This is a genomic window from Actinomadura opuntiae (genome assembly GCF_030283205.1).
Lineage (GTDB): Bacteria > Actinomycetota > Actinomycetes > Streptosporangiales > Streptosporangiaceae > Spirillospora.
In genome coordinates this window covers 320971-342920 of sequence record NZ_JASNWF010000006.1, presented here as the reverse complement: position 1 = coordinate 342920, position 21950 = coordinate 320971, and the positions used below count along the sequence as shown (strand labels likewise).

At 73.0% G+C, this 21950-nt stretch carries 16 protein-coding genes; 5 read left to right on the top strand and 11 right to left on the bottom strand.

All coding sequences use genetic code 11. The features are described 5' to 3' along the window. Positions 1 to 10: 10 nt before the first annotated feature. The 6 genes from QP089_RS15360 to metG form a co-directional block, all read right to left on the bottom strand. Complete coding sequence (locus QP089_RS15360; RefSeq protein WP_446474032.1) at positions 11 to 1078, bottom strand: glycoside hydrolase family 26 protein; 1068 nt, start codon at positions 1076 to 1078, stop codon at positions 11 to 13. Then, positions 1059 to 2165, bottom strand: a complete 1107-nt coding sequence (rsmA, locus tag QP089_RS15355; RefSeq protein ID WP_446474030.1) for a 16S rRNA (adenine(1518)-N(6)/adenine(1519)-N(6))-dimethyltransferase RsmA — start codon at positions 2163 to 2165, stop codon at positions 1059 to 1061. Before rsmA ends, QP089_RS15360 begins: the two co-directional genes overlap by 20 nt. A gap of 18 nt (positions 2166 to 2183) precedes the next feature. Continuing rightward, a complete protein-coding gene (locus tag QP089_RS15350) occupies positions 2184 to 2981 on the bottom strand; it encodes a resuscitation-promoting factor (RefSeq protein ID WP_285912260.1) in 798 nt (265 codons plus the stop codon). Between the two features lie 659 nt (positions 2982 to 3640). Then, a complete protein-coding gene (locus QP089_RS15345) occupies positions 3641 to 5314 on the bottom strand; it encodes an FAD-binding dehydrogenase (RefSeq protein ID WP_285912259.1) in 1674 nt (557 codons plus the stop codon). A gap of 55 nt (positions 5315 to 5369) precedes the next feature. Beyond that, positions 5370 to 6197, bottom strand: coding sequence for a TatD family hydrolase (locus QP089_RS15340; protein ID WP_285912258.1), 828 nt, complete (start codon positions 6195 to 6197; stop codon positions 5370 to 5372). Next, positions 6194 to 7996 carry a methionine--tRNA ligase gene (gene metG / locus QP089_RS15335; RefSeq protein WP_285912257.1) on the bottom strand — a complete coding sequence of 601 codons (1803 nt, stop codon included), beginning with the start codon at positions 7994 to 7996 and terminating at the stop codon, positions 6194 to 6196. The genes QP089_RS15340 and metG overlap by 4 nt, the downstream gene beginning before the upstream one ends. A gap of 197 nt (positions 7997 to 8193) precedes the next feature. Between metG and QP089_RS15330 the strand changes: the two genes are divergently transcribed. Next, positions 8194 to 9804 carry an ArnT family glycosyltransferase gene (locus tag QP089_RS15330; protein WP_285912256.1) on the top strand — a complete coding sequence of 537 codons (1611 nt, stop codon included), beginning with the start codon at positions 8194 to 8196 and terminating at the stop codon, positions 9802 to 9804. Between the two features lie 26 nt (positions 9805 to 9830). On the opposite strand, the gene QP089_RS15325 is transcribed toward QP089_RS15330, so the two are convergent. Next, the gene (locus QP089_RS15325; protein WP_285912255.1) at positions 9831 to 11615 is read right to left on the bottom strand and encodes a hypothetical protein; all 1785 of its coding nucleotides are present in this window, start codon (positions 11613 to 11615) and stop codon (positions 9831 to 9833) included. 159 nt (positions 11616 to 11774) lie between these two features. Continuing rightward, entirely contained in the window at positions 11775 to 13097 is a 1323-nt protein-coding gene (locus QP089_RS15320; protein ID WP_285912254.1) for a glycosyltransferase family 2 protein, read from the bottom strand. Between the two features lie 311 nt (positions 13098 to 13408). On the opposite strand from QP089_RS15320, the gene QP089_RS15315 reads away from it, so the two are divergent. Then, positions 13409 to 15199, top strand: coding sequence for a glycosyltransferase family protein (locus tag QP089_RS15315; protein ID WP_285912253.1), 1791 nt, complete (start codon positions 13409 to 13411; stop codon positions 15197 to 15199). Between the two features lie 49 nt (positions 15200 to 15248). On the opposite strand, the gene QP089_RS15310 is transcribed toward QP089_RS15315, so the two are convergent. Both QP089_RS15310 and rsmI read right to left on the bottom strand, forming a co-directional pair. Beyond that, positions 15249 to 15569, bottom strand: a complete 321-nt coding sequence (locus QP089_RS15310) for a hypothetical protein (protein WP_285912252.1) — start codon at positions 15567 to 15569, stop codon at positions 15249 to 15251. 167 nt (positions 15570 to 15736) lie between these two features. Continuing rightward, complete coding sequence (gene rsmI, locus QP089_RS15305) at positions 15737 to 16576, bottom strand: 16S rRNA (cytidine(1402)-2'-O)-methyltransferase (RefSeq protein WP_285912251.1); 840 nt, start codon at positions 16574 to 16576, stop codon at positions 15737 to 15739. Positions 16577 to 16652: 76 nt separating this feature from the next. Between rsmI and QP089_RS15300 the strand changes: the two genes are divergently transcribed. Further along, positions 16653 to 18413 carry a dolichyl-phosphate-mannose--protein mannosyltransferase gene (locus tag QP089_RS15300; protein WP_285912250.1) on the top strand — a complete coding sequence of 587 codons (1761 nt, stop codon included), beginning with the start codon at positions 16653 to 16655 and terminating at the stop codon, positions 18411 to 18413. A gap of 55 nt (positions 18414 to 18468) precedes the next feature. Here the strand turns inward: QP089_RS15300 and QP089_RS15295 are convergent, their stop codons facing one another. Beyond that, positions 18469 to 19671: an MFS transporter gene (locus QP089_RS15295; RefSeq protein WP_285912249.1), complete on the bottom strand. Its 1203-nt coding sequence runs from the start codon at positions 19669 to 19671 to the stop codon at positions 18469 to 18471. Positions 19672 to 19764: 93 nt separating this feature from the next. On the opposite strand from QP089_RS15295, the gene QP089_RS15290 reads away from it, so the two are divergent. Continuing rightward, entirely contained in the window at positions 19765 to 20796 is a 1032-nt protein-coding gene (locus QP089_RS15290) for a LacI family DNA-binding transcriptional regulator (RefSeq protein WP_285912248.1), read from the top strand. Between the two features lie 85 nt (positions 20797 to 20881). Next, complete coding sequence (locus QP089_RS15285) at positions 20882 to 21913, top strand: magnesium transporter CorA family protein (RefSeq protein WP_285912247.1); 1032 nt, start codon at positions 20882 to 20884, stop codon at positions 21911 to 21913. Positions 21914 to 21950: the final 37 nt, after the last annotated feature.

Genomic DNA, 21950 nt, shown 5'->3' with positions numbered 1-21950 from the left:
AAGGCAGGGATCAGCCCCCGCTCGTCACCGGGAGGTTGCGGGGATTGAAGTAAGGCGCGGTCGCCATCTCCCGCAGCGCCGACACCGCGTGCGTGTCGCCCGCCAGCGAGTAGGCGCGCCGCTCGTCGCGGGGGCCCTCGGCCTGCTCGTCGGAGTCGAAGTACACCACGGCCTTGACCTGCGGGTCCTCCAGCGTCCTGGTGGCGGCGCGCAGCCATTCGGCGCGGCGCTGCCCGTAGGACTTCGGCACCCCGAACTCGGCGATCATGATGGGCTTGTGCCGGCCGCGGGCCCACTGCATGAACAGCTTCAGCGTCTCCGACAGGTCCCGGTACTCGTAGTCGGCGCCGGGCGGCGCGTCCGCGCAGATCCAGTCGACCTGGTCGTCGCCGGGGTAGTAGGCGCCGGCGTTGGGCGCGCCGAACCCGCGGGCGCTCGGGCACCACACCCAGGCGACGTTGTCGACCCGCTCCGCGGTGAAGATCTGCCGCAGGTGCTTCCACGCGGCGACGAAGTCGGCGGGCGAGTGCACGCGGTCCTTCAGCGACGAGCGGTCCATGTCGCGGGACCAGCGCAGGAAGACCGGCTTGCCCGTCGCCTTGATCGCCTTGGCGCGGGCGCGGATCATCGCGTCGTACTTGCCCTGCACGATCTCCTTGGTGTCACCGCCCGCCCAGGTCAGCAGCAGGTACCGGTTGCCGCCCGCGACGGAGGAGTCCAACCCCGTGGGAAAGTCGGACTTCCAGCCCCGGTAGCTCTGCACGATGTCGAGCTGGCGGCCCATGTCGCGCTCGAACGCGGCGACGGGCGCCATGCCCGGCTTGTCGGCGTCCTTGCCGGTCGGCCCGCCGGACGCGGTGCCCGTCGGAGTGCCGGACGCGGTGCTCGACGACGCCGTGCCGGACGGGCTCTCCGAAGCGCTGGACGAGGGCGACTTCGTGGCCGCGCCCCGCACCTCCGGCGGCACCCACGCGCCGAAGTAGGCGCCCTTCGCGGGCGGCGTCGGGGCGATGCCCGCCCGCGCCGTCGTCGTTATCTTCGGTGCCGCCCCCGCGCCGTCACTGCACCCCGCCGCCATCGTCGCGACCAGCCCGCCCACCGCCACCAGCGCCGTCGCCGCCACCGGCAGCCGGGCCGCGCGCGCCGCGCCGGGCCGGAGGGCGCGCGCCGTCCAGGCCCGCCCGATCGCCGCCCGCGCCGTCCGCGAACGCGCCTTCACCATCGTCCTCCGACTCTTCCGTGTCCATCGCCCCGTCGGCGTCCGTAGCGCCCGTGGTGGCGGTACCGGCGTTCCGCGCGCCGTCCCCCACGTCTGAAGGACCATACTCGGCAATACGGGCGAAGGCGGCCACGTCCAGCGCTTCGCCCCGGGACCGCGGATCGACGCCCGCCGCGCGCAGCGCCCGCTCCGCCTCCGCCGCCGAGCCGGCCCAGCCCGCCAGCGCCGCCCGCAGCGTCTTGCGGCGCTGCGCGAACGCCGCGTCGACCACGGCGAACACCTGCTCGCGGGACGCGGCGGAGGGCGGCGGGTCGCGCCGGGTGAACGCGACCAGCCCCGAACCGACGTTCGGCGCCGGCCAGAACACCGCGCGCCCCACCGCCCCGGCGCGCCGCGCCTCGCCGTACCAGGCGAGCTTCACCGACGGCACCCCGTAGATCTTGCTCCCGGGCGCCGCGACCATCCGGTCGGCGACCTCCGCCTGCACCATGACCAGCGCGGACCGCAGCGACGGCAGCACCGCCAGCAGATGCAGCACCACCGGCACCGCGACGTTGTAGGGCAGGTTCGCCACCAGCGCGGTCGGCGGCGGGCCCGGCAGCCGTGTGATCTTCATCGCGTCGGCGCGGACGACCTCCAGCCGCCCCGCCAGCTCCGGCTCCCGCGCGGCCACCGTCGCGGGCAGCTCCGCCGCCAGCACCGGGTCGATCTCCACCGCGACGACGCGGCGCGCCTGCGGCAGCAGCGCCAGCGTCAGCGACCCCAGCCCCGGCCCGACCTCGATGACCACCTCGTCCGGCCCCAGGCCGGCGGTCCGCACGATCCGCCGCACGGTGTTGGCATCGATGACGAAGTTCTGCCCGAGCGTCTTGGTCGGCCTGATGCCCAGTCGTCCCGCCAGCTCCCGCACGTCCGCCGGCCCGAGCAGCCCCTGTCCGTCCCCCACGAGAACAAGTGTGGCAGGTCAGGAGAACAGGAACTTCCCGCATACCGGCCACTGCCCCTGCCAGCGCCCGTTCACCCGGTTGTAGAGCAGCTGCGCCCGGTACGTCTGCTCCGCCGCGCTCGCGTCCGACGGCCTGCCCTTCCCGCCGACCGACGCCCACGACGACAGCGAGAACTGGTACAGCCCGTAGTACCCGGACGGGTTCACCGCCTTCGGATTGCCGTGCGACTCGCAATTGGCCAGCCCGCTCCAGTTCAGCCGCGCCGCCGCGCCCGTGCCCGCCGCCTTCGGGCCGACCGCCACGATCCGCGCGACGGGCTTGCGCTTCACCTTCTGCGCGATGACCGCCTTGACCTTCTTGCCCTTCCGCCGGACGTAGGCCGTCTGCACGATCTTGACGCCGGACCGGCCCTTGCGCAGCTCCTTCTCCGACCACGGCGGCACCGACGAGCTCTTCTTCTCGATCGTCGGCGCCGGCACATGCACCGTCCGGGTGACCGGCTTCGACAGCAGCCGCAGCACCTTGACCGTGTCCCCGGCGGGCTGCTCGCGCGCGGGCTTCACCAGGTCGTAGCGGCCGAGCCGGAGCCCGGCCTGCTCCAGCACCTGCTGGACGGTCGTCCCGGTCGTCATCGTGGTCGTCTTCTTCCCGTCCACGACGATGACGACCTTGCGCGGCGCCGGGGCGCTCGTCCGCGGCGCGTCCGCCGCCCGCACCGTCGAGCGCGGCTTCGGCGACCCGCCGCCGCCTCCGCACGCCGTCGCCGACAGGACCATCACGACCAGGACGGCAGAAGCCGCGGGGACACGACGCACCGTTCCTCCAGGGGGGCGAGCGGGCCGGGGGATGCCCGCCGGACGTGCCCGACCCCGGCCCGCACCCGCCCGCCTGGCGGCTGCACCTGGACCGCGATCGGACGAGCGCGAACTCGCGCGACGGCTGATCGATCGCGACAGACCCTAGAGCGGAACGCCCCTCCCCGCCACCCCAACGCCCACAACCGACCCCGGCCCCCGGGGTAAGAGGAAGCGAACCTGGACGGCCATATTCAGAAAGTCATCATCTGACTACTCTCAGTAATCGAGAGTCCGCCTGCAAGAGAAGGGAGCCCACGCCGACCGCGGGTGTCCAGGGCGCGGAAGCCCGCGACGAGGCCAGGGGGCCGGTGCGGACGGCCAGAGCCCGGCCGTCCGCACCGTCCTTATTGCTTTGTCCTTGGCGGTCGGGCCCTGAGGGCCCTCCCTTCGGCGGACAAAGCGGCGATCGCTGCATCGCTCCGACTCGGCCCTGGGGGCCTCGCTGCGCGATCGGATTCTCGCTTCGCTTGAATCCGGCTTCGCACGCGATCGCAACGCTCGGGTCGCTGCAACCTGAGCTTACGGACGATCACCTTTCCGTCGGCTCGGGGTGACGGAGCTGCCTGCACACCGCCCTCGCGTGTGGGCGTGATTGGGCAGGTGGTGGTGCGCGGGGGTTAGGCGGTTGCTTGGGTTGTGGCTTGGGCTGCGGCTCGGGCGGAGAAGAGGCAGCCGCCCAGGAAGGTGCCTTCCAGGGCGTTGTAGCCGTGGACTCCGCCGCCGCCGAAACCCGCTACCTCTCCTGCGGCGTACAGGCCGTCTATCGGGTTGCCGTTCGGGTCCAGGGCGCGGGAGTCCAGGTCGGTTTGGATGCCGCCCAGGGATTTGCGGGTGAGGACGTGCAGCTTGACGCCGATGAGCGGGCCGGCGGACGGGTCGAGGATGCGGTGCGGGGCGGCGGTGCGGCTGAGGCGGTCGCCGAGGTAGCGGCGCGCGTTGCGGATGCCCTGGATCTGGGCGTCCTTGCTGAAGGGGTTGGCGATCTGCAGGTCGCGGGCTTCGATCTGGCGGCGTAGCCGGGCGGCGTCCAGGAGGGGTTCGTCGGTGAGGGCGTTCATGCCGTCCACGAGTTCGTCCAGGGTGCGGGCGACGACGAAGTCCGCGCCGTGGCGCTTGAACGCCTCGACCGGGGCGGGCGCGCCCTTGGACAGGACGCGTTCGCGCAGCACCGCCCTGCGGTCGCCGCTGGTGATGTCGGGGTTCTGCTCCGATCCCGAGAGCGCGAACTCCTTCTCGATGATCTTCTGCGTGAGGACGAACCAGGAGTGGTCGTAGGCGGCGATGTCGGGGGTGGTGCGCAGGTGTTCGAGGGTCGAGAGGGTGTCGTAGCCGGGGAGGCAGGGGGCGGGGAGGCGCCGGCCGAGCGCGTCGAACCACATGGAAGACGGGCCCGGCAGGATCCTGATGGCGTGGCCGGGCCAGATCGGGTCCCAGTTGCGAACGCCCTCGGTGTAGTGCCACATCCGGTCGCGGTTGACGAGGCGGGCCCCGGCGGCGGCGCTGATGTCGAGCATCCGGCCGTCCACGTAGGCGGGCACGCCCGTGATCATGTGGGTGGGTGCGGTGCCGAGGCGTTCGGGCCAGTAGCGGCGCACCATCTCGTGGTTCCCGCCGATGCCGCCGCTGGTGACGATCACCGCCTGCGCCGACAGCTCGAAAGTCCCGGTCTCCTCGCGGCTGGACGCGACGCCGCGCGGGGAGTCGTCGGCGGCGAGGACGGTGCCGTGCACGCCGGTCACGGCGCCGTTGGTCAGGGTCAGGCCGTCGACGCGGTGCCGGTGGCGGAAGGTCAGCAGGCCCTCGTCGGCGGTGCGGCGGGCGCTGCGCACGAAGGGCGCGACGACGCCGGTGCCCGTCCCCCAGGCGATGTGGAAGCGCGGCACCGAGTTCCCGTGGCCGCCGGCGCGGAGGTCGCCGCGCTCCGCCCAGCCGACCACCGGGGTGAACGTGATGCCGTGGGACGCCAGCCACGACCGTTTCTCCCCGGCGGCCCACTCCACGTAGGCGCGGGCCCACCGCACCGCCCAGGCGTCCTCGTCGTCGAGCCGGTCGAAGGCGGCGCTGCCCTGCCAGTCGTTCCAGGCCAGGTCGAAGGAGTCCCGGACGCGGAGCCGCCGCTGCTCCGGGGTGTCCACCAGGAACAGCCCGCCGAGCGACCAGAACGCCTGCCCGCCGAGGTTCGCGGCGTTCTCCTGCTCGACCAGCGCGACCCGGCGGCCGCGCGCGGTCAGCTCGTGCGCGGCGACCAGCCCGGCCAGGCCCGCACCGACGATGATGACGTCCGCGTCCATACCGGCCCTATGCCCCGAGAAAAGCGCCTCAACTAGTGGGCCGTCACTCGGCGGGTCACCAGGGGCCGAAGGTCCGTTCGCCGGTGGCGGCTATGGCGGTGCAGAGGTCGGCCAGGTCGACGTTCTTGACCTCGGCCATCGCGCGGACGGTGTGCGGGATCAGGTACGAGGCGTTCGGCTTGCCGCGGTTGGGGACGGGGGTGAGGAACGGGGCGTCGGTCTCGACGAGGACCAGGTCGAGGGGGGCGACGCGGAGGGCCTCGCGGAGCGGGTCGGCGTTCTTGAAGGTGACGTTGCCGGCGAAGCTCATCACGTAGCCGCGGTCGGCGCAGACCTTCGCCATCTCGGCGTCGCCGGAGAAGCAGTGGAACACCACCTTCTCGGGCGCGCCCTCCTCCCGCAGGATCGCCAGGACGTCGTCGTGGGCCTCGCGGTCGTGGATGACCAGGGCCTTGCCGGTGCGCTTGGCGATCGCGATGTGCGCGCGGAACGAGGTGTGCTGGTCGGCCTCGGGCGCCCAGTCGCGGTAGTAGTCCAGGCCGGTCTCGCCGATCGCCCTCACCTTGGGGTGGGCCGCCATCACCTCGATGTCGTGCAGGACGTCGTCGTTGATGCCCGTGGTCTCGTTCGGGTGGATCGCCACGCCCGCGTAGACGTCGTCGAACTCCGCGGCGGTGTCGACGGCGAACCGCGACGACGGCAGGTCGCAGCCGATCGTGACGATCCGCGCGATGCCCGCCGCCTTCGCCGAGTGCAGCTGCTCGCTGACCGGCGTCTCGACGATGTCGAGGTGGCAGTGGCTGTCGAAGACGTCGACCGGCAGCCGCTCGGGCAGCGGCGGGAAGGACCGGGCGGCCTCCCCGCCGTGCCCGGCCGGGCTCACTCGGCCTCCAGCCGGGCGAGCTCCTCGTCGACCACGGACGTGTCGAGCTTCTTGAACAGCGGCGTCGGCTTCGCGAGGGGGACGCCGGGCTTGATCGGCGTCGACTCCCAGCGCGCCGCCGTGTCGTAGTCGCCGGTCAGCACGCGGTAGTCGGGGCCGCCCTCCTCCGAGACCGTCTCCAGCCGCGGCATCCCGCTCCACACGCCCTCGCCGCCGAGCAGCTCGTACACCTTCTGCGAGGAGTTCGGCAGGAACGGGGTGAGCAGCGACTTGGCGTCGTCGACGACCTGCAGCGCGGTGTGCAGGATCGACTGGACGCGGGCCGGGTCGTCCTTGAGCTTCCAGGGCGCCTGGTCGGACAGGTACTTGTTGGCGTCCCGGACGACGTCGAGCGCCTCGGTGATCGCGTTCTTGAAGCGGGACCGCTCGAGCTCGGCGCCGACCCGCGCGAACGCGGTGCGGCTGCGCTCCATCAGGGCGCGGTCGGCGTCGTTGAGGTCGCCGGGCTCGGGGATGGCGCCGTAGTTCTTCGCCGCCATGTTCACCGAGCGGTTGACGAGGTTGCCCCACGCGGCGACCAGCTCGTCGTTGTTGCGGCGGACGAACTCCGACCAGGTGAAGTCGGTGTCCTGGTTCTCGGGCCCGGCGACGGCGACGTAGTAGCGCAGCGCGTCGACGTCGTAGCGCTCCAGGAAGTCCTTGACGTAGATGACGACGTTGCGCGAGGAGGAGAACTTCTTGCCCTCCATCGTCAGGAACTCCGACGACACGACCTCCGTCGGCGTGTTCAGCGCGCCCATCGACCCGGGCTTGCCGCCCTTGTCGCCCTGGCCGCCGTACCCGAGCAGCATCGCCGGCCAGATCTCGGCGTGGAAGACGATGTTGTCCTTGCCCATGAAGTAGTACGACAGGGCGTCCGGGTCCTGCCACCAGGCGCGCCACGCCTCCGGGTCGCCGGACCGCCGCGCCCACTCCACCGAGGCGGAGAAGTAGCCGACGACGGCGTCGAACCACACGTACAGCTTCTTCGCCGGGTTGTCGCGCCAGCCGTCCAGCGGGATCGGCACGCCCCAGTCGAGGTCGCGGCTGATCGCCCGCGGGTGGATGTCGTCCAGCAGGTTCAGCGCGAACTTCAGCACGTTCGGCCGCCACGCCAGCGCGCCGTTCTGCTTGCCGCGCAGGTACCGGCCGAGCACCTCGGTGAAGGCGGGCAGGTCGAGCATGAAGTGCTCGGTCTCGACGAACTTCGGCGTCTCGCCGTTGATCCGCGACACCGGGTTGATCAGGTCGACCGGGTCGAGCTGGTTGCCGCAGTTGTCGCACTGGTCGCCGCGCGCGCCGTCGTACCCGCAGATCGGGCAGGTGCCCTCGATGTAGCGGTCCGGCAGGGTCCGGCCGGTGGACGGCGAGATCGCGCCCATCGTGGTGGTCGGGAAGATGTAGCCGTTGTCGTACAGGCCCTTGAAGATCTCCTGGACGACCGCGTAGTGGTTGCGCGTGGTGGTCCGGGTGAACAGGTCGTAGGTCATGCCGAGGCCGCGCAGGTCCTCGGCGATCACGCCGTTGTAGCGGTCGGCCAGCTCGCGGGCGGTCACGCCCTCCTTGTCGGCCTGCACCTGGATCGGCGTGCCGTGCTCGTCGGTGCCGCTGACCATCAGGACCTTGTTGCCCGCCATCCGCTGGTAGCGGCTGAACATGTCGGCGGGCAGCGCGAAACCGGAGACGTGCCCGATGTGACGGGGCCCGTTGGCGTACGGCCAGGCGGGCGCGGTCAGGATGTGTCGGCTTGACGAGGACATGAAATCAAGGGTAGTCGTGCCGCCCCGTTGAACCGCACCAATATCGCCACCTGTGGATAACCCGCCGCGGTGATCGTTCCCTGGAAGGTTGCCGAGCGTCCGGGCCCGGCCGGACGCGGCCCGCCCGGCACGCGAGTAGCCTGGTCCGGCGTTCAGCGCAGTCCAGCCTGTCGTCCATCCAGGGGCAGAAGCCAGCCATGCCGCAGACCACGGCCGACCAGCCGGCCGTCACGCACGAAACGACCACCGGACGGGCGGACGGAGCGCCCGGGAGGCTGATCGCCAGGATCCGCCGCACCCGCCGGGTGTGGTGGCTGGCGCTGCTCGTCGGGGCGTGCGCGGTCGCCGTGCAGTGGGTGCTGATGACGCCGCCGCTGTACTTCGACCCGTACTACGTGTGGCTCGCCGCCCGCGACTGGCCGGACGTCCCGCTCGGGGTGTTCCCGTTCGACGAGGTCCCGCACCAGGTGACCCGGATCGGGCTGGTGCTGCCGGCGCGGCTCGTCCAGGACGTCCTCGGCCCCGGCCAGGCCGCCTACTTCGTGATCGCCGCGATCGGCGGGATCGCGTTCTTCGTCGGCACGTACCTGGTCGTGCGGGCGCTGTTCGGCGACGTCGCCGGCCTGCTGTCGGCGGGCGTCCTGCTGGTCCACCCGTTCTTCACGATGACCAACCCGTACGGCCACGAGATCACCTGGTCGACCGGGGTGATGCTGCCCGACATGCCGGGCGCCGGGCTGTTTGCGATCGGGATGGCGGCGCTGGTGGTGGCGGGCCGCCGGGAGGGCCGCGTCCAGACCCGGTTCCTGCTGGCGGCCGGGCTGCTGTTCGGCTGGTCGTTCCTGGTCCGGGAGTTCCTGGCGTTCCTGTTCCTGGCGATCCCCGCCTACCTGGCGCTGCTGCGGATCCCGTGGCGCCGCAACATCACGGTCGGCGCGCCGATGGCGCTCGTGCTGGTGTTCAACTTCGTCCACAACCAGATCGTGTGGGGCAGCCCGCTCGCCGGGCTGATCTCGGCGGCCGAGCACGGCGGCGAGTCCCGCGACTACGTGACGCGGGGGCTCGCGGCCCGCTCGTTCCTGCGCGCCATGCACGACTGGAACCCGCTCGGGACGGTCTTCATCGCGGCGCTGGCGCTGACCATCGTCGGCTTCGCGGTCACCCGGGACCGGCGGCTCGCGCTGGTGCTGGTGTGGTTCTTCACCCTCGCCGTCCCGCTGACGGTCTTCTCCGGGGTGCTCGACCCGCACAGCATCTCGCTGCGCGCCTGGCTGCAGCGGTACTGGTTCGGGGTGCTGCCCGCGCTGCTCGCCGGCGGGTTCGGGTCGCTGGTCCTGATGTTCCGGATGATCCCGGACGGCCTGGTCGCGCGGCTGCGGCTGCGGGCCCTCGTCCCGGTGGCGGCGGTGCTGCTGGGCGGCGCGTACGTGGTCGCGGCGGTGACGGCCGTCCCCGAACTGCCGCGCGACACGGCGTGGAACCAGCTGCGGATCTACCTCGGCGAGCACCGGGACCTGAAGCTGATCTGCGCCGACCGGCGCCTCGCGCAGACGCTCACGTTCTACACGCGCGACATGTGGGGCACGCCGATCTGGCACGGCAAGATCCGCGACTTCCCGCACTACGTGCCGTCCCTCCCGCGCGACGTCCTCGAAGGGCCGATGCTGTACACGCACTGGCGCGGCCAGGAGTCGCAGATCGCCGGCGGGTGGAGGCCGGACCCCGCGCAGGGGTGGCGGCTGATGTGGCGGTCCTCCGACGGCGTCCTGCAGCTGTGGAACCCGCCGCCCGGCGCCGCCGACGGCTGACCCCGCGCCCGCGTCTCAGATAAGGGCTAGCGGGTCCAGGCGACCCAGTCGCCCTCGACGGTGCGGCGGCTGTCGACGACCTTCCAGCCGTCCGGCGCGCCGTGCGGCCACGACCGCTCCGCCGGGACGTTCTTCGGCCACCACATGATGACCATGTCCGCGTTCCGCGGCACCGGCGTGGTCTGGGCGTTGAAGACGCCGCCGTCGCTCCACCAGGCCCAGTAGTACTGCGACAGCCGGATCGTCCACGGGACGTTCCAGTCGATCGCGAGGTGCCGCGTGTCGCGCAGCCCCGGGATCTGCCGCAGGTCGGTGTGGGCTATCTCCGCGCGGACGAGCGGGTGGGCGATCCGGTCCGTCGCGGTCACCGACATCGTCAGCGCCACCACCGCAAGGAACCCCGCGAGCAGCGCCAGGCCGTGCCGGCGCAGCAGCACCGCCGCCACGGCGGCGCCGAGGAGCACCAGCGCGGCGACGGTGGCGTGCCACAGATGGAAGGCCTTCCAGTCCCAGGTCAGGAAGGACGTCTCCGGGAAGTCGTACGACGTGAACGTGTACCGGGTCAGCCGGCTCCCCGCGTACCACTCGACCACGCACGCCGCCAGGACGGTCAGCGCGGCGGACGATCCCGCCGCGAGCGCCAGCGTCCGCCGCGACGCCCGCAGCAGGACGGCGACCCCCACCATGAACAGCACCGGCGTGATGCACGCCAGGTAGCGGCCGTAGACGTAGTTGCCGATGCGGTACTCGTCCGGCAGCGCCGCCGACGTCGCGAACGCGATGCCCGCCACGATCACCAGCACGCCGAGCGCCAGCGCCCGCTCGCGGAGCGGCGTGCCGCGCCGGGCGGCGACGAACGCGACCGTGACCAGGCCGATCGCCGCGATCCCGCCCGTCGCGACGGCCTGGTACCAGAGCTGCCCGGTGCCGAGCGACAGCATCCAGCCCCAGCCGTCCTGCGTGGTGACCCGCCGGACGAGGTTGCCGCTCAGGTCGTTGTCACCGGCCGGGTACATGTCCGGCAGCAGAGAACGGTTCAGCAGCGTCCCGGCGCCGACGGCGGCGGCGAGGGCGAAAGTCGACACCGCCACGCCGCGCCAGGGGCGCCACCGGAACACCAGCGCCGCCGCCAGCAGCACGACGTACACGCCCAGCAGGATCGTCCCGCGCGTATGGGAGGTGTACGCGAATGCGACGAGCAGCGAGGCTCCGACCCCGTACAGCGTCACGCGCTGCGTATCCCCGCCGCCGGTACGGCCGGCGTGCAGCCACGCGCGCACGAGCAGCAGCCAGCCGACCACGACCACCGGGAGGACCGCGTCGGTCAGCACGAACTCGGAGTAGAACAGCACCCCCGGCAGGAACGCCGTGACGTGCGCGAACAGGTACGCCCAGCGCGCGCGCACGTGAAGCACCCGCAGCATCAGGTACGCCAGCGGCATCATCAGCGCGCTGATGAGGGCGTTGACGACGAGCGCACCGCGGTAGACGCCCACCGGATCGTGCGCGAACCACAGCACCGGCGTCAGCAGCAGCGGATAACCGCCGCGATAGACCGTCCCGTAGGACATGTCGGCGTCGGTGCCGCCGGTCAGCACCCGCGCGGCGAACAGGTACCCCGACTCGTCCGGCGTCGCGACGGGCATCGTCTGCCCGGACGCCAGCCACAGCCGCACCGCGACCTGCACGGCCCAGCCGAGCAGGAACAGCAGCACCCAGCGGCGCCGCCGCGCGGACGGCGCCGCGCCCCGTCCCGCCGGCGGCGCGGCGGGCGGGCGGGACAGGACCGGCGGCGCGGCCTCGGTGCTCACGGCCGTCCGGTCCGCCGGCCGCGTGCGGTCAGGGAACGAAGATCCATGGTCATGTCAGCCTGTCACAGCGCCGGACGGGCGAGCGCCCGGGGCCGGGAAACCCTCAGCAACTTCTCGGCTTCGGACGCGCCCGGCCGGGCTCCGCGGCCCGGCGCGCCGCTAGCGCTCCTCGGACGTGCCGGCGGTCTCGGCGGCGACCTCCGCCGGCTCCCCGGCGTCGTCCGCGGCGGACTCGCCGTTCGCACCGGCGGCCTCGGCCCTGCGCTCGCCCGCGACCTTCTGCGCGGCGGCGTCCACCACGCCGGCGGCCTCCTCGGCCGGGTCGGTCAGCGGCGGGTGCTGGCGGCGGCGGATGCCGAGGATGCTGACGAACAGCGAGGCGAAGATCGCCTGGAGGCTCATCACCAGCGCGGTCGCGGCGGGCACCACGATGCGCAGCGAGTCGCGCGGCTCCAGCTCGCCGAAGCTGTGCACCCGCCAGTGCAGCAGCGAGGCGACCAGGCCGGCCAGGCCGGCGATGGCCAGCAGCCCGCCGAGCAGCAGGCCCCGCTCCAGGCTCCACCAGTCGATGATCTTCTGCACCCGGCGGTCGTGCGGCAGGAACCCCTCCTGCATCGCGTACACCTTGGTGAGCAGCGCGAACAGCACCGCCTGGAAGCCGATCACCAGCGCGGCGGACGCGCCGACGAGGGTGTCGACGTCGAAGGCGATCTCGCCGACCGTGACCGGCCCGGTGGACAGCGCGGCGCCGGCGAGCAGCCCGAGCGTCATGAACAGCAGGCCCGGGATGAGGAACAGCCAGCGCGGGCTGTACAGCATCAGGAACCGCAGGTGGCGCCAGCCGTCCCGCCAGGTGTTCAGGTGCGGGGGGCGCGTCCGGCCGTCGGGCGCCAGCGTGGTCGGGACCTCGCGGATGTCGTACTTCTGCAGGGTCGCCTTGACGACCATCTCGCTGGCGAACTCCATGCCGCCGGTCTGCAGCCCGAGCCGCAGGATCGCCTCCTTGTCGAAGGCGCGCAGCCCGCAGTGGAAGTCGCCGATCTTGCTGCCGAAGAACAGCCGGCCGACGAAGCTCAGCACCGGGTTGCCGAGGTAGCGGTGCAGCGGCGGCATGGCGCCCGGCGCGATGCCGCCCTTGAACCGGTTGCCCATGACGAGGTCGGCGCCGTCGCGCAGCTCGTCCAGGAACGGGCCCAGGGTGGTGAAGTCATAGGAGTCGTCGGCGTCGCCCATCGCGACGTACTTGCCGCGCGCGGCCCGGATCCCGCCCATGAGGGCGTTGCCGTAGCCCTTGTCGATCACCGGCACGACGCGCGCCCCCGCGTCCCGGGCGAGCTGCTGGCTGCCGTCCGTGCTGCCGTTGTCGGCGATGACGACCTCGCCGTCGATACCGCTGTCCTCGAAGAAGCCGATCGTCTTGCGGACACAGGTCTCGACGGTTTCGGCCTCGTTCAGGCATGGCATCACTACGGAGAGTTCCACGCGATCTCCTTCGTTACCCCTGGTGACCGTCTGCGGTGCTGTTCACTAATCTCATGGTGTATCCGCCCGGCGGCCCGTTGTCGTTCATGATGCCTGCCCTGGACGGGTGATGGTGGCCGCTCTCCATAAGAGCACCCGTATCGTGTTGCCTAGTTGCAACCGAAAAACCCTCTCCGCCGCGAACCGGGCGGCAGGCTAGGACGTCAAGCATACGGGTAAGGCGGCCCGGAAAGGGTGGGTCGACTGTGACGCGCGGTGCGGAACGCGGTGCCGGCGGTCCGAGATGGAAGCGGTGGAGGGGAGGTGCCGAAGTGGCCGTCGAATCGCCGCGCGGTGCCGAGCTGAAGGGGACCGCGGCGGACGCGGGCACGGCGGAGAGCGCCGAGGTCGCGGCGGACGCCGGGGACGTCGCGGCGGACGGCGGGACCCCCCGCGACACGCCCGGCGAACCGAAGATCGAAAAGTCTTCCGAAGCGGTGCCGGAGACGGCCTCCGCTTCCGCCGCGCAAGCGGAGCGATCACCCGGCGAAGAATCCGGCGCGGCGGGCGGTGCCACGGCGGCGGCGGCCTCCGGCGGGGTCCGCCGGATCCTGCGGCGCATCGACGTCCGCGGGCTTCCCGCCCGGTCCTGGGCGCGGGCCCGGCGGCATCCGGTCTTCAGTGTGATCATTGCCACAGCGGCGCTGCTGCGGGTGGTCGTGATGGTCGGCTACCAGCCGGCGATGTTCTTCAACGACAGCTTCGACTACCTGCACGTGGCGATGGGGCCGTACCCGCATCCGCTGCGGCCCGACGGCTACTCGTTCCTGCTGTGGGGGCTGAAGCCGTTCCACAGCTTCGCGCTGGTCGCCGGCGTCCAGCACCTCATGGGCCTGTCCATGGGCGTGATGATCTACGCGCTGCTGCGCCGCCGGTTCGGGCTGCCCGGCTGGGGCGCCGCGCTCGCCACGGTGCCGGTGCTGTTCGACGCCTACCAGATCCAGCTGGAGCACCTGGTCCTGTCCGACACGGCGTTCACCTTCCTGGTGATGCTGGCGGTGACGCTGCTGCTGTGGCGCGACCGGCCGTCCTGGAAGATCGCGCTGGCGGTCGGGCTGATCATCGGGTTCTCCTGGCTGACGCGCTCGGTCGGCGCGCCGGTGCTGCTCGGCGTGCTGGTGTTCATGCTGATCCGCCGGGCCGGGTGGCGGATGATGGCGGTCACGGCGGCGGCCTGCGCGCTGCCGGTGCTGTCGTACATGACCTGGTACAAGGTGGACAGCGGCAAGTTCGCGATCACCGAGAGCAACGGGATCTTCCTGTACGCCCGGGTCTACAAGTTCGCCGACTGCCACAAGATGCACGACCTGCCGGTCAGCGAGTACCCGCTGTGCACCGAGCCGGTGAACCGGCTGCCGAACTCCCAGGACGGCATCTGGAACGCGGCCTCGCCGCTCAACCGGTTCCCCGGGACGAGGTTCAGCCCGGAGAACAACGCCCTCAGCAACGACTTCGCCAAGCGCGCCATCGTGGGGCAGCCGGACGACTACCTGAAGGTCGTCGCGCACGACTTCTTCCGCGTGTTCCGCTGGAACCGGACGGTCTTCCCCGACAAGGCGACCTACTCGCAGTACGAGTTCGGCAAGAAGAGCAACGCGCTGCCCGACTGGCGGATGGACGCCGATTCGACCGCGTCCGGCGAGGCGCGCGCGTACGAGCACGGCGACGCGCGCACCCACGTGATCGAGCCGTTCGCCGGGTTCATGCGCGGCTACCAGGACGCGATCTACCTGCGCGGGACGATGCTCGGCGGCGTCCTGCTGCTCGGCCTCGGCGGCATGGTCGCGCTGTGGCGGCGGTTCGGCGGCGAGGCGCTGCTGCCGTGGACGCTGGCGACCGGGCTGCTGCTCGCGCCCGCCGCGACCGCCGAGTTCGACTACCGGTACGTGCTGCCGGCTGTCCCGCTGGCCGCGCTGGCCGCCGGGATGGCGTTCACCCCGGAGGTCCGGCACCGGCTGGACGGCTGGTGGCGGCGGCTGCGCGGCCGTCCGGGCCCGGCCGGGTCGCTGGAGGTCCCGTCCGAGCCCGTCGGGCAGAAGGTCCCGGAGGTCACGGCCGGCTGACGGCCGCGCCGCCGCCTCACTCCGATGCCGTCGCCACCTGTCGCCGCCGCTACCAGGCGTGGATGCGGCGGAGGTGGTACACCAGCGCCACGTCGCTCCCGTCGCGGGCCGGCGGGATCTCCCCGGCCTTGCGGGACGCGGCCCACGCCTTGACGTTGCGGCTCTGGCACTTGGGACACAGGCAGTCCGTCCACGGTGTCGTGCACGGCTGCCCGTTCCGCTGGTAGATGACGGCCTCGTTGCCGTGCCCGTCGCCGACATGCCGGACCTCGAGCACCTCGTCCCAGGTCGTCTCACAGCACAGGCACTCGTACACCCATGCCTCACGGCTCGACCATGCGTCCTGCACGGCCCTCACCCCCTCGGTCACGCCTTCTCGCGCTACCGGCGGCATCTCGTGCCGTCTCCCCGGCTCGCGCCGGGCACTGAGCCGCGGGGTCCCCAGTTCGGTGGCTCCGCCGGTCCCATAGTGGTCCAGCGCGGGCCACCGATGGACCTATTCCCCGGAATCCCGCATATGGATCGTTCCGCCCCGGGTCATTGTTTCCTGGCCGCGACGACAGCGTCGTAGACGGTCCCGCGTGGTACGCCGTTCTCCCTGGCGACCTCCCGGATCGCCTGGTTGCGCGGGGTCCCGGCGTGCTCCCGGGCGGCGACCGCGGCGACCAGGTCGGCCGGGTCCGACAGCCCGGCGGGCTTCGGGGCGCCGCCGACCACGAGCGTGATCTCGCCGCGCGCCTCGCGGTCGGCGGCCCACGCGGCCAGCTCGCCGAGGCCGCCCCGGCGGACCTCCTCGTAGGTCTTGGTCAGCTCCCGGCAGACGGCGGCCGGACGGTCCGCGCCGAACGCCTCCGCCATCGCGCCCAGGGTGTCCTTCAGCCGCCGCGGCGACTCGAAGAACACCATCGTGCGGGGCTCGTCCGCCAGCGCCGCCAGCCGCCGCGCCTGCTCGCCCTTCTTGCGCGGCGGGAACCCCTCGAAGCAGAACCGGTCGGTCGGCAGCCCCGACACGACCAGCGCGGTCGTGACGGCGGACGGCCCGGGCAGCACCGTCACCGGCACCCCCTCCGCCACCGCCGCGCGCACCAGCCGGTACCCGGGGTCGGACACGCCCGGCATCCCGGCGTCGGTGATGACCAGCACGTCCCGTCCGGCGAGCAGCTCGGCCAGCAGCTCGGCGGCGCGCGCCTGCTCGTTCTGGTCGTAGTACGACACGACGCGCGCGGCGATCCCCACCCCGAGGTCGGCGGCGAGCCGGCGCAGCCGCCGGGTGTCCTCGGCCGCGATCACCGGCGCGTCCGCCAGCGCGGCCCGCAGCCGCGCCGACGCGTCCTCGGGCCGCCCGATCGGCGCCGCCGCCAGCAGCAAAGTCCCCATCACGGTCTCATCCTCCCAGGGGCGGCGGGCGCCGGGCGCAGACCGGACCGCCCGGGGCCGGCTTTACGATTGCGAGATGGCGACGACGGATCTGACTCCGGCGAACGCGTCCCGATGGCGGCCGCCCTCCCCGCGCGAGTGGCTGGCGCCGGCGGTCCCGGGCGGCGCGCCGGCGGGCTGGCTGGGCCCGCTGCTGGTCACGCTGTTCGCGGGCTTCCTGCGGTTCTACCGGCTCGGCGAGCCCAAGGCCGTGGTCTTCGACGAGACCTACTACGCCAAGGACGCGCTGGCCCTGCTGAAGTTCGGCTGGGAGCACAACACCGTCGACAACGCCGACAAGATGCTGATCGCCGACCGGCACGCGCACATCTGGGGGCAGGGCCCCTCGTTCGTCGCGCACCCGCCGTTCGGCAAGTGGATGATCGCGATGGGCGAGTGGGCGTTCGGCGCGACGCCGTTCGGCTGGCGGTTCGTGCCCGCGCTGGCCGGCACGCTGTCGGTGCTGATCCTGTGCCGGGTCGCCCGCCGGATGACCGGGTCGACGCTGCTCGGCTGCGCGGCCGGGCTGCTGCTGGCGCTGGACGGGCTGGAGTTCGTGACGAGCCGGGCCGCGCTGCTGGACGTCTTCGTGATGTTCTGGATCCTCGCCGGGTTCGCCTGCCTGGTGAACGACCGGGAGCGGTCCAGGCGCGCCCTCGCCGACAGGATCGAGGCGGGGGCGGCGTCGGTGTACGGGCCGTTCCTGGCGCACGGGTGGCGCTGGGCGGCGGGCGTCTGCCTCGGCCTGGCCTGCGCGACCAAGTGGACCGGCGTGTTCTACGTCGCCGCGTTCGGGCTGATGGTGGTGTTCTGGGACTACGGGGCGCGGCGCGCGGCCGGGGTCCGGGAGCCGCTGGGCGGGACGCTGCTGCTGGACGCGGTGCCCGCGTTCGTCCAGCTCGTCGTCGTGGGGCTGATCGCCTACCTGGCGACCTGGTCGGGCTGGATCTTCAAGCCCGGCGGGTGGGGGCGCGGCCACGCGTCCGCCCACTGGTGGTGGCGGCCGTTCGAGGCGATGCCGCACCTGTGGGACTACCACCGGCAGATGCTGGACTTCCACACCGGCCTGGACGCCAAGCACCCGTACCAGTCGTGGCCGTGGGGCTGGCCGATCCTGCGCCGTCCGGTGGCGTTCTTCTACACCGAGCCGAAGACGTGCGGCGCGCCTCGGTGCTCGCGGGAGATCCTCGGGATCGGCACGCCCGCCCTGTGGTGGGGCGCGCTGGCGGCGCTGATCGTGGTGCTGTTCATCTGGCTGCTGCTGCGCGACTGGCGGGCCGGGGCGATCGTGCTGGGGTTCCTCGCCGGCTGGCTGACCTGGTTCCCGTCGGCGTTCCACGAGCGGACGATGTTCCTGTTCTACGCGACGCCGCTGATCCCGTTCATGGTCCTGGCGGTCGTGCTGGTGCTCGGGTACCTGATAGGCCCCGCTTCGGGACTGGTGGGCGCGCATGCGGCGGCGGCCGGGCGGTCCCCGGACGCCGGCGCGCAGCCCGCCGGCGGGACCGACACCGCGCCGCGGGACACCGGGTTCCCCGACACGACGTTCCCGGACGAGGCGTACGGGCCGGGTGGCGCGCGGGTCGCGCCGGTGCCGTCCTCGGTGCCGTCCCCTGTGCCGTCTACGGTGCCTCAGCCGCTGCCGCCGGGGGTGCGGCGGCTCGTCGGCGCCGCCGCCGCGGGCGCGTTCCTGCTGGTGGTGCTGGCGAACTTCGCCTACTTCTATCCGATCCTCGCGGCGCAGACGCTCACCTACGACGACTGGCACGCCCGGATCTGGTTCAAGTCCTGGATCTGACGGCCGCCCGGCCGCCGCGCCAGCCGAAGGAGCCGTGCCAGCCGAAGCACCCGTGTCAGCCGAGGACGCGCGCCGGGACGGGGCGGGCGGCGGCGGGACGCAGCGTCCGGGCGCCGAGCAGGCACAGCGCGAGGGCCAGCACGCCGCCGATCCCGGCGCCCGCGAACGCGCCCGGCACCCCGGCGAGCTTCTCGCCGAACCCCGCGACGGCGGACCCGGCCGCGCCGCCCGCGCCGACGGCCGCGACGACCCACGCGAACGCCTCGGTGACGGTGCCGGCCGGCGCGAGCCGGTCGACGAGGGTGAAGCTGCAGGCCAGCACGGGTGCGAGGAACACGCCGCTGACGAAGGCCAGCACCGACATCGCGCCCAGCCCCGGCGCGAGGACGAGCGGGACGTAGCCGGCGGCGAGCGCGGCGAGCAGCCAGGGCAGCCGCCGGTGCGGCTCGCCCGCCCACGGCCGCGCGCCGTAGACGATGCCGCCGGCCAGCGCGCCGCCCGCCATGCAGGCCAGGAGCAGCCCGGAGGCGATGCCGCTGTCGAGGCGTTCGGCGTAGGCGACGACGGCGACCGCGTAGACGCCGAGCGCGATGCCGGCGCAGGCCAGCGAGGACAGCAGGACGCGCAGCCCGCGCGAGCGCAGCGGCCCGGCCCAGTCGGCGGCGCGCGGCCGGCCCGTCCAGCGGCGCGACGGCCCCGACAGCGCGACGACGAGCGTGCCGGCGACGCCGACCGCGCCGGTGAGGACGAGCGCGGCCTCGGTTCTGACGGCGGCCGCGGCGACGACGAGCAGCGGCCCGACGGAGAACAGGATCTCCTGGGCGGCGGCGTCGAGGGCGTAGGCGGCGTCGACCTGCTCGGGGCCGTCCAGGACGTCCGGCCACAGCGCCCGCAGCCCCGCCTCAAGCGGCGGCGTGGCGAACCCGGCGAGGACCACCGCGGCGACCGCGACCGGCAGCGGGCGCGCGCCGACCGCGGCGAGCAGCACGAACCCGGCGGCGGCGAGGCAGGCGGCGGGCAGCAGGACGCGCGGCTGGCCGTAGCGGTCCATCGCGCGGCCGAGGACGGGCTGGCCGGCGGCCATCGCCAGGCCGAGGACGGCGGCGAGGGTGCCGGCGAGCGGGTAGCCGCCGCCGTCGGCGCGCACGTGCAGCACGACGGCGAGCGCGCCCATCCCGTTGGGCAGCCGGCCGAACAGCGTGCCGGCGAGCAGCCGCGCCGCGTGCGGCCGGCGCAGGAAGTCGACGTAGCCCCGCATCCCGTGTCCCCGTCGCGTTAGTCATACGTATTACCCCGTGGGTCATACGTACCACTTCCCGGGTGTCCGGCTCTAGTCTGTTTTCCGTGTCCGATGTCCGCGAGGGAGGCCGAGGTGCCGCTGGCCGGCCGTCCCACCAGTAAGGACGTCGCGCAGGAGGCCGGGGTCTCGCAGTCGACGGTGTCGCTGGTGCTGGGCGGCAAGTGGAGCGGCCGGGTCTCCCCCGCCACCGCGCGCAGCGTGCGGACCGCCGCCGAGCGGCTCGGCTACCGGCCCAACCAGGCCGCGCGGAACCTGCGGCTCGGCACGACCCGGACCGTCCTGCTGATGGTGCCGACGCTGACCGCGCCGTTCTTCGGCCCCGTCTACACCGGCGCGGCGCGGGTCGCCGCGCGGCACGGGTTCGGCGTCGTGGTGTCCACCTGGCCCGACGACGCGGACGGCCCGGCCGAGAGCCCGTTCCCCGCGCCGCACGAGGCGATCGACGGCGTGCTGGCGTCCTCCATGCCGGCCGCCGCGCTGGAGCGGTTCCAGGGCACGCCCGCCGTGCTGCTCGACAGCGGCCCGGACGCCGACGTCCCGACCGTCGACTTCGGGGTCGCGGACGGGATGCGGGCGATCGCCGCGCATCTGGCCGGCCTCGGCCACCGCCGGTTCGGCCATGTCGCGGCGGGCGTCGACCAGTGGACGTTCCGGGCCCGCGCCGGGACGCTCGCCGCCGAGGTCGCGGCGCTGCCCGGCGGCACCCTGGCCCGGTCGGCGTGCGCGATCGACGTCGCCTCGGCGCGGGACGCGGCGCACCGGCTGCTCGCGCGGCCCGACCCGCCGACCGCGCTGGTCTGCGACGACGACCTGATCGCGGCGGGCGCCTACAAGGCGGCGCGCGCGCTCGGGCTGGACGTGCCGGGCGAGCTGTCGGTCACCGGGTTCGACGACGTGCTGCTGGCGACCGCGCTGGAGCCGGAGCTGACGACCGTCCGGCTGCCCGCCGAGGAGATGGGCGCGCAGGGCATGACCGCGCTGCTGGAGCTGCTGGACGGCGGCCGTCCGGCGCCGCGGGTGCTGCCCGGGCGGCTGGTGGTGCGCGGCTCGTCGGCGCCGCCCCGCTCGTCGGCGGCGCCGTGATCCCCGGTGCCGCCGTGATCCCCGGTGCCGCTGTGATCTCCCGGACACTCCGTGATCTCTGCGGAGCAGGGGTATAAGGGGCCGCATGGCGCATCCCTCCGGAGCCGGCCCCCGGCCGGACGCGGCCGCCCCGGCCGAGATCCCCCCGCCCCGTACCCGCGTCTGGCGCGCCGGGAAGCTCGAGGCCGAGGGCTTCCCGGTCGCCGAGGTGAGCGACTACCTCGACCAGGACGACACGGTCGTGTGGGTCGACCTGTGCGCGCCGCAGCGCGCCGACTTCCAGGTGATCAGCGACGAGCTGGGGCTGGACCCGGTGGCGGCCGAGGACGCGGTGTCCCGGCACGAGCGCGCGAAGATCGACCGCTACGAGCGGTACGCGTTCCTGAACGTCTACGTCCCGCGGGTGGAGGACGGCGAGCTGGAGCTGGACGAGGTGTCGGCGTTCCTGGCCGAGCGGGCGCTGGTCACCGTCCGGCAGGGCCCCGGCTTCGACATCGACGCGCTGGTGAGGCGGTGGGACGAGAGCCCCGGCGTGGACATCGGCGAGACCGGCGCGGGCTACCTGCTGTACGGGCTGCTCGACCTGGTGGTCGACCTGCAGCTCGGCGCGGTGCAGTCGCTGGACGACGAGGCCGACGAGGTCGAGTCGATGATCTTCGACGAGGCGTTCCCGGTGCGCGAGATCCAGCGGCGCAGCTTCCGGCTGCGCAAGAACCTGGTCGCGCTGCGCCGGGTGGCGCTGCCGATGCGCGAGGTCGTGAACACGCTGCTCCGCCGGGACCTGCGGATGGTCGCCCCGGCGCTCGCGCCCTACCTGCAGGACGTCTACGACCACACGCTGCGGGTCGGCGAGTGGACCGACAGCCTGCGCGACCTCGTCGCGAACCTGCTGGACACCCGGATCGCGCTGCAGGGCAACCGGATGAACGAGGTGATGAAGAAGGTCACCAGCTGGGCGGCGATCATCGCGGTGCCGACGGCGGTCACCGGCTTCTACGGGCAGAACGTCCCGTATCCGGGGTTCTCCTCGCATTCGGGGTTCATCGTCAGCTCGGTGATCATCGTGGTGTGCAGCCTCGGCCTCTACGCCGTCTTCAAGCGCCGCGACTGGCTCTGACGTCCGGCCGGGTTCCGGCGGCGCGCCGCTCCGCCGC

Coding starts and splice junctions, on each gene's coding strand:
- QP089_RS15360 (WP_446474032.1), bottom strand. CDS start 1,078: ATGGCGGCGGGGTGCAGTGACGGCGCGGGGGCGGCACCGAAGATAACG.
- QP089_RS15345 (WP_285912259.1), bottom strand. CDS start 5,314: ATGGACGCGGACGTCATCATCGTCGGTGCGGGCCTGGCCGGGCTGGTC.
- metG (WP_285912257.1), bottom strand. CDS start 7,996: ATGTCCTCGTCAAGCCGACACATCCTGACCGCGCCCGCCTGGCCGTAC.
- QP089_RS15330 (WP_285912256.1), top strand. CDS start 8,194: ATGCCGCAGACCACGGCCGACCAGCCGGCCGTCACGCACGAAACGACC.
- rsmI (WP_285912251.1), bottom strand. CDS start 16,576: ATGGGGACTTTGCTGCTGGCGGCGGCGCCGATCGGGCGGCCCGAGGAC.
- QP089_RS15300 (WP_285912250.1), top strand. CDS start 16,653: ATGGCGACGACGGATCTGACTCCGGCGAACGCGTCCCGATGGCGGCCG.
- QP089_RS15295 (WP_285912249.1), bottom strand. CDS start 19,671: ATGCGGGGCTACGTCGACTTCCTGCGCCGGCCGCACGCGGCGCGGCTG.
- QP089_RS15290 (WP_285912248.1), top strand. CDS start 19,765: ATGTCCGCGAGGGAGGCCGAGGTGCCGCTGGCCGGCCGTCCCACCAGT.
- QP089_RS15285 (WP_285912247.1), top strand. CDS start 20,882: ATGGCGCATCCCTCCGGAGCCGGCCCCCGGCCGGACGCGGCCGCCCCG.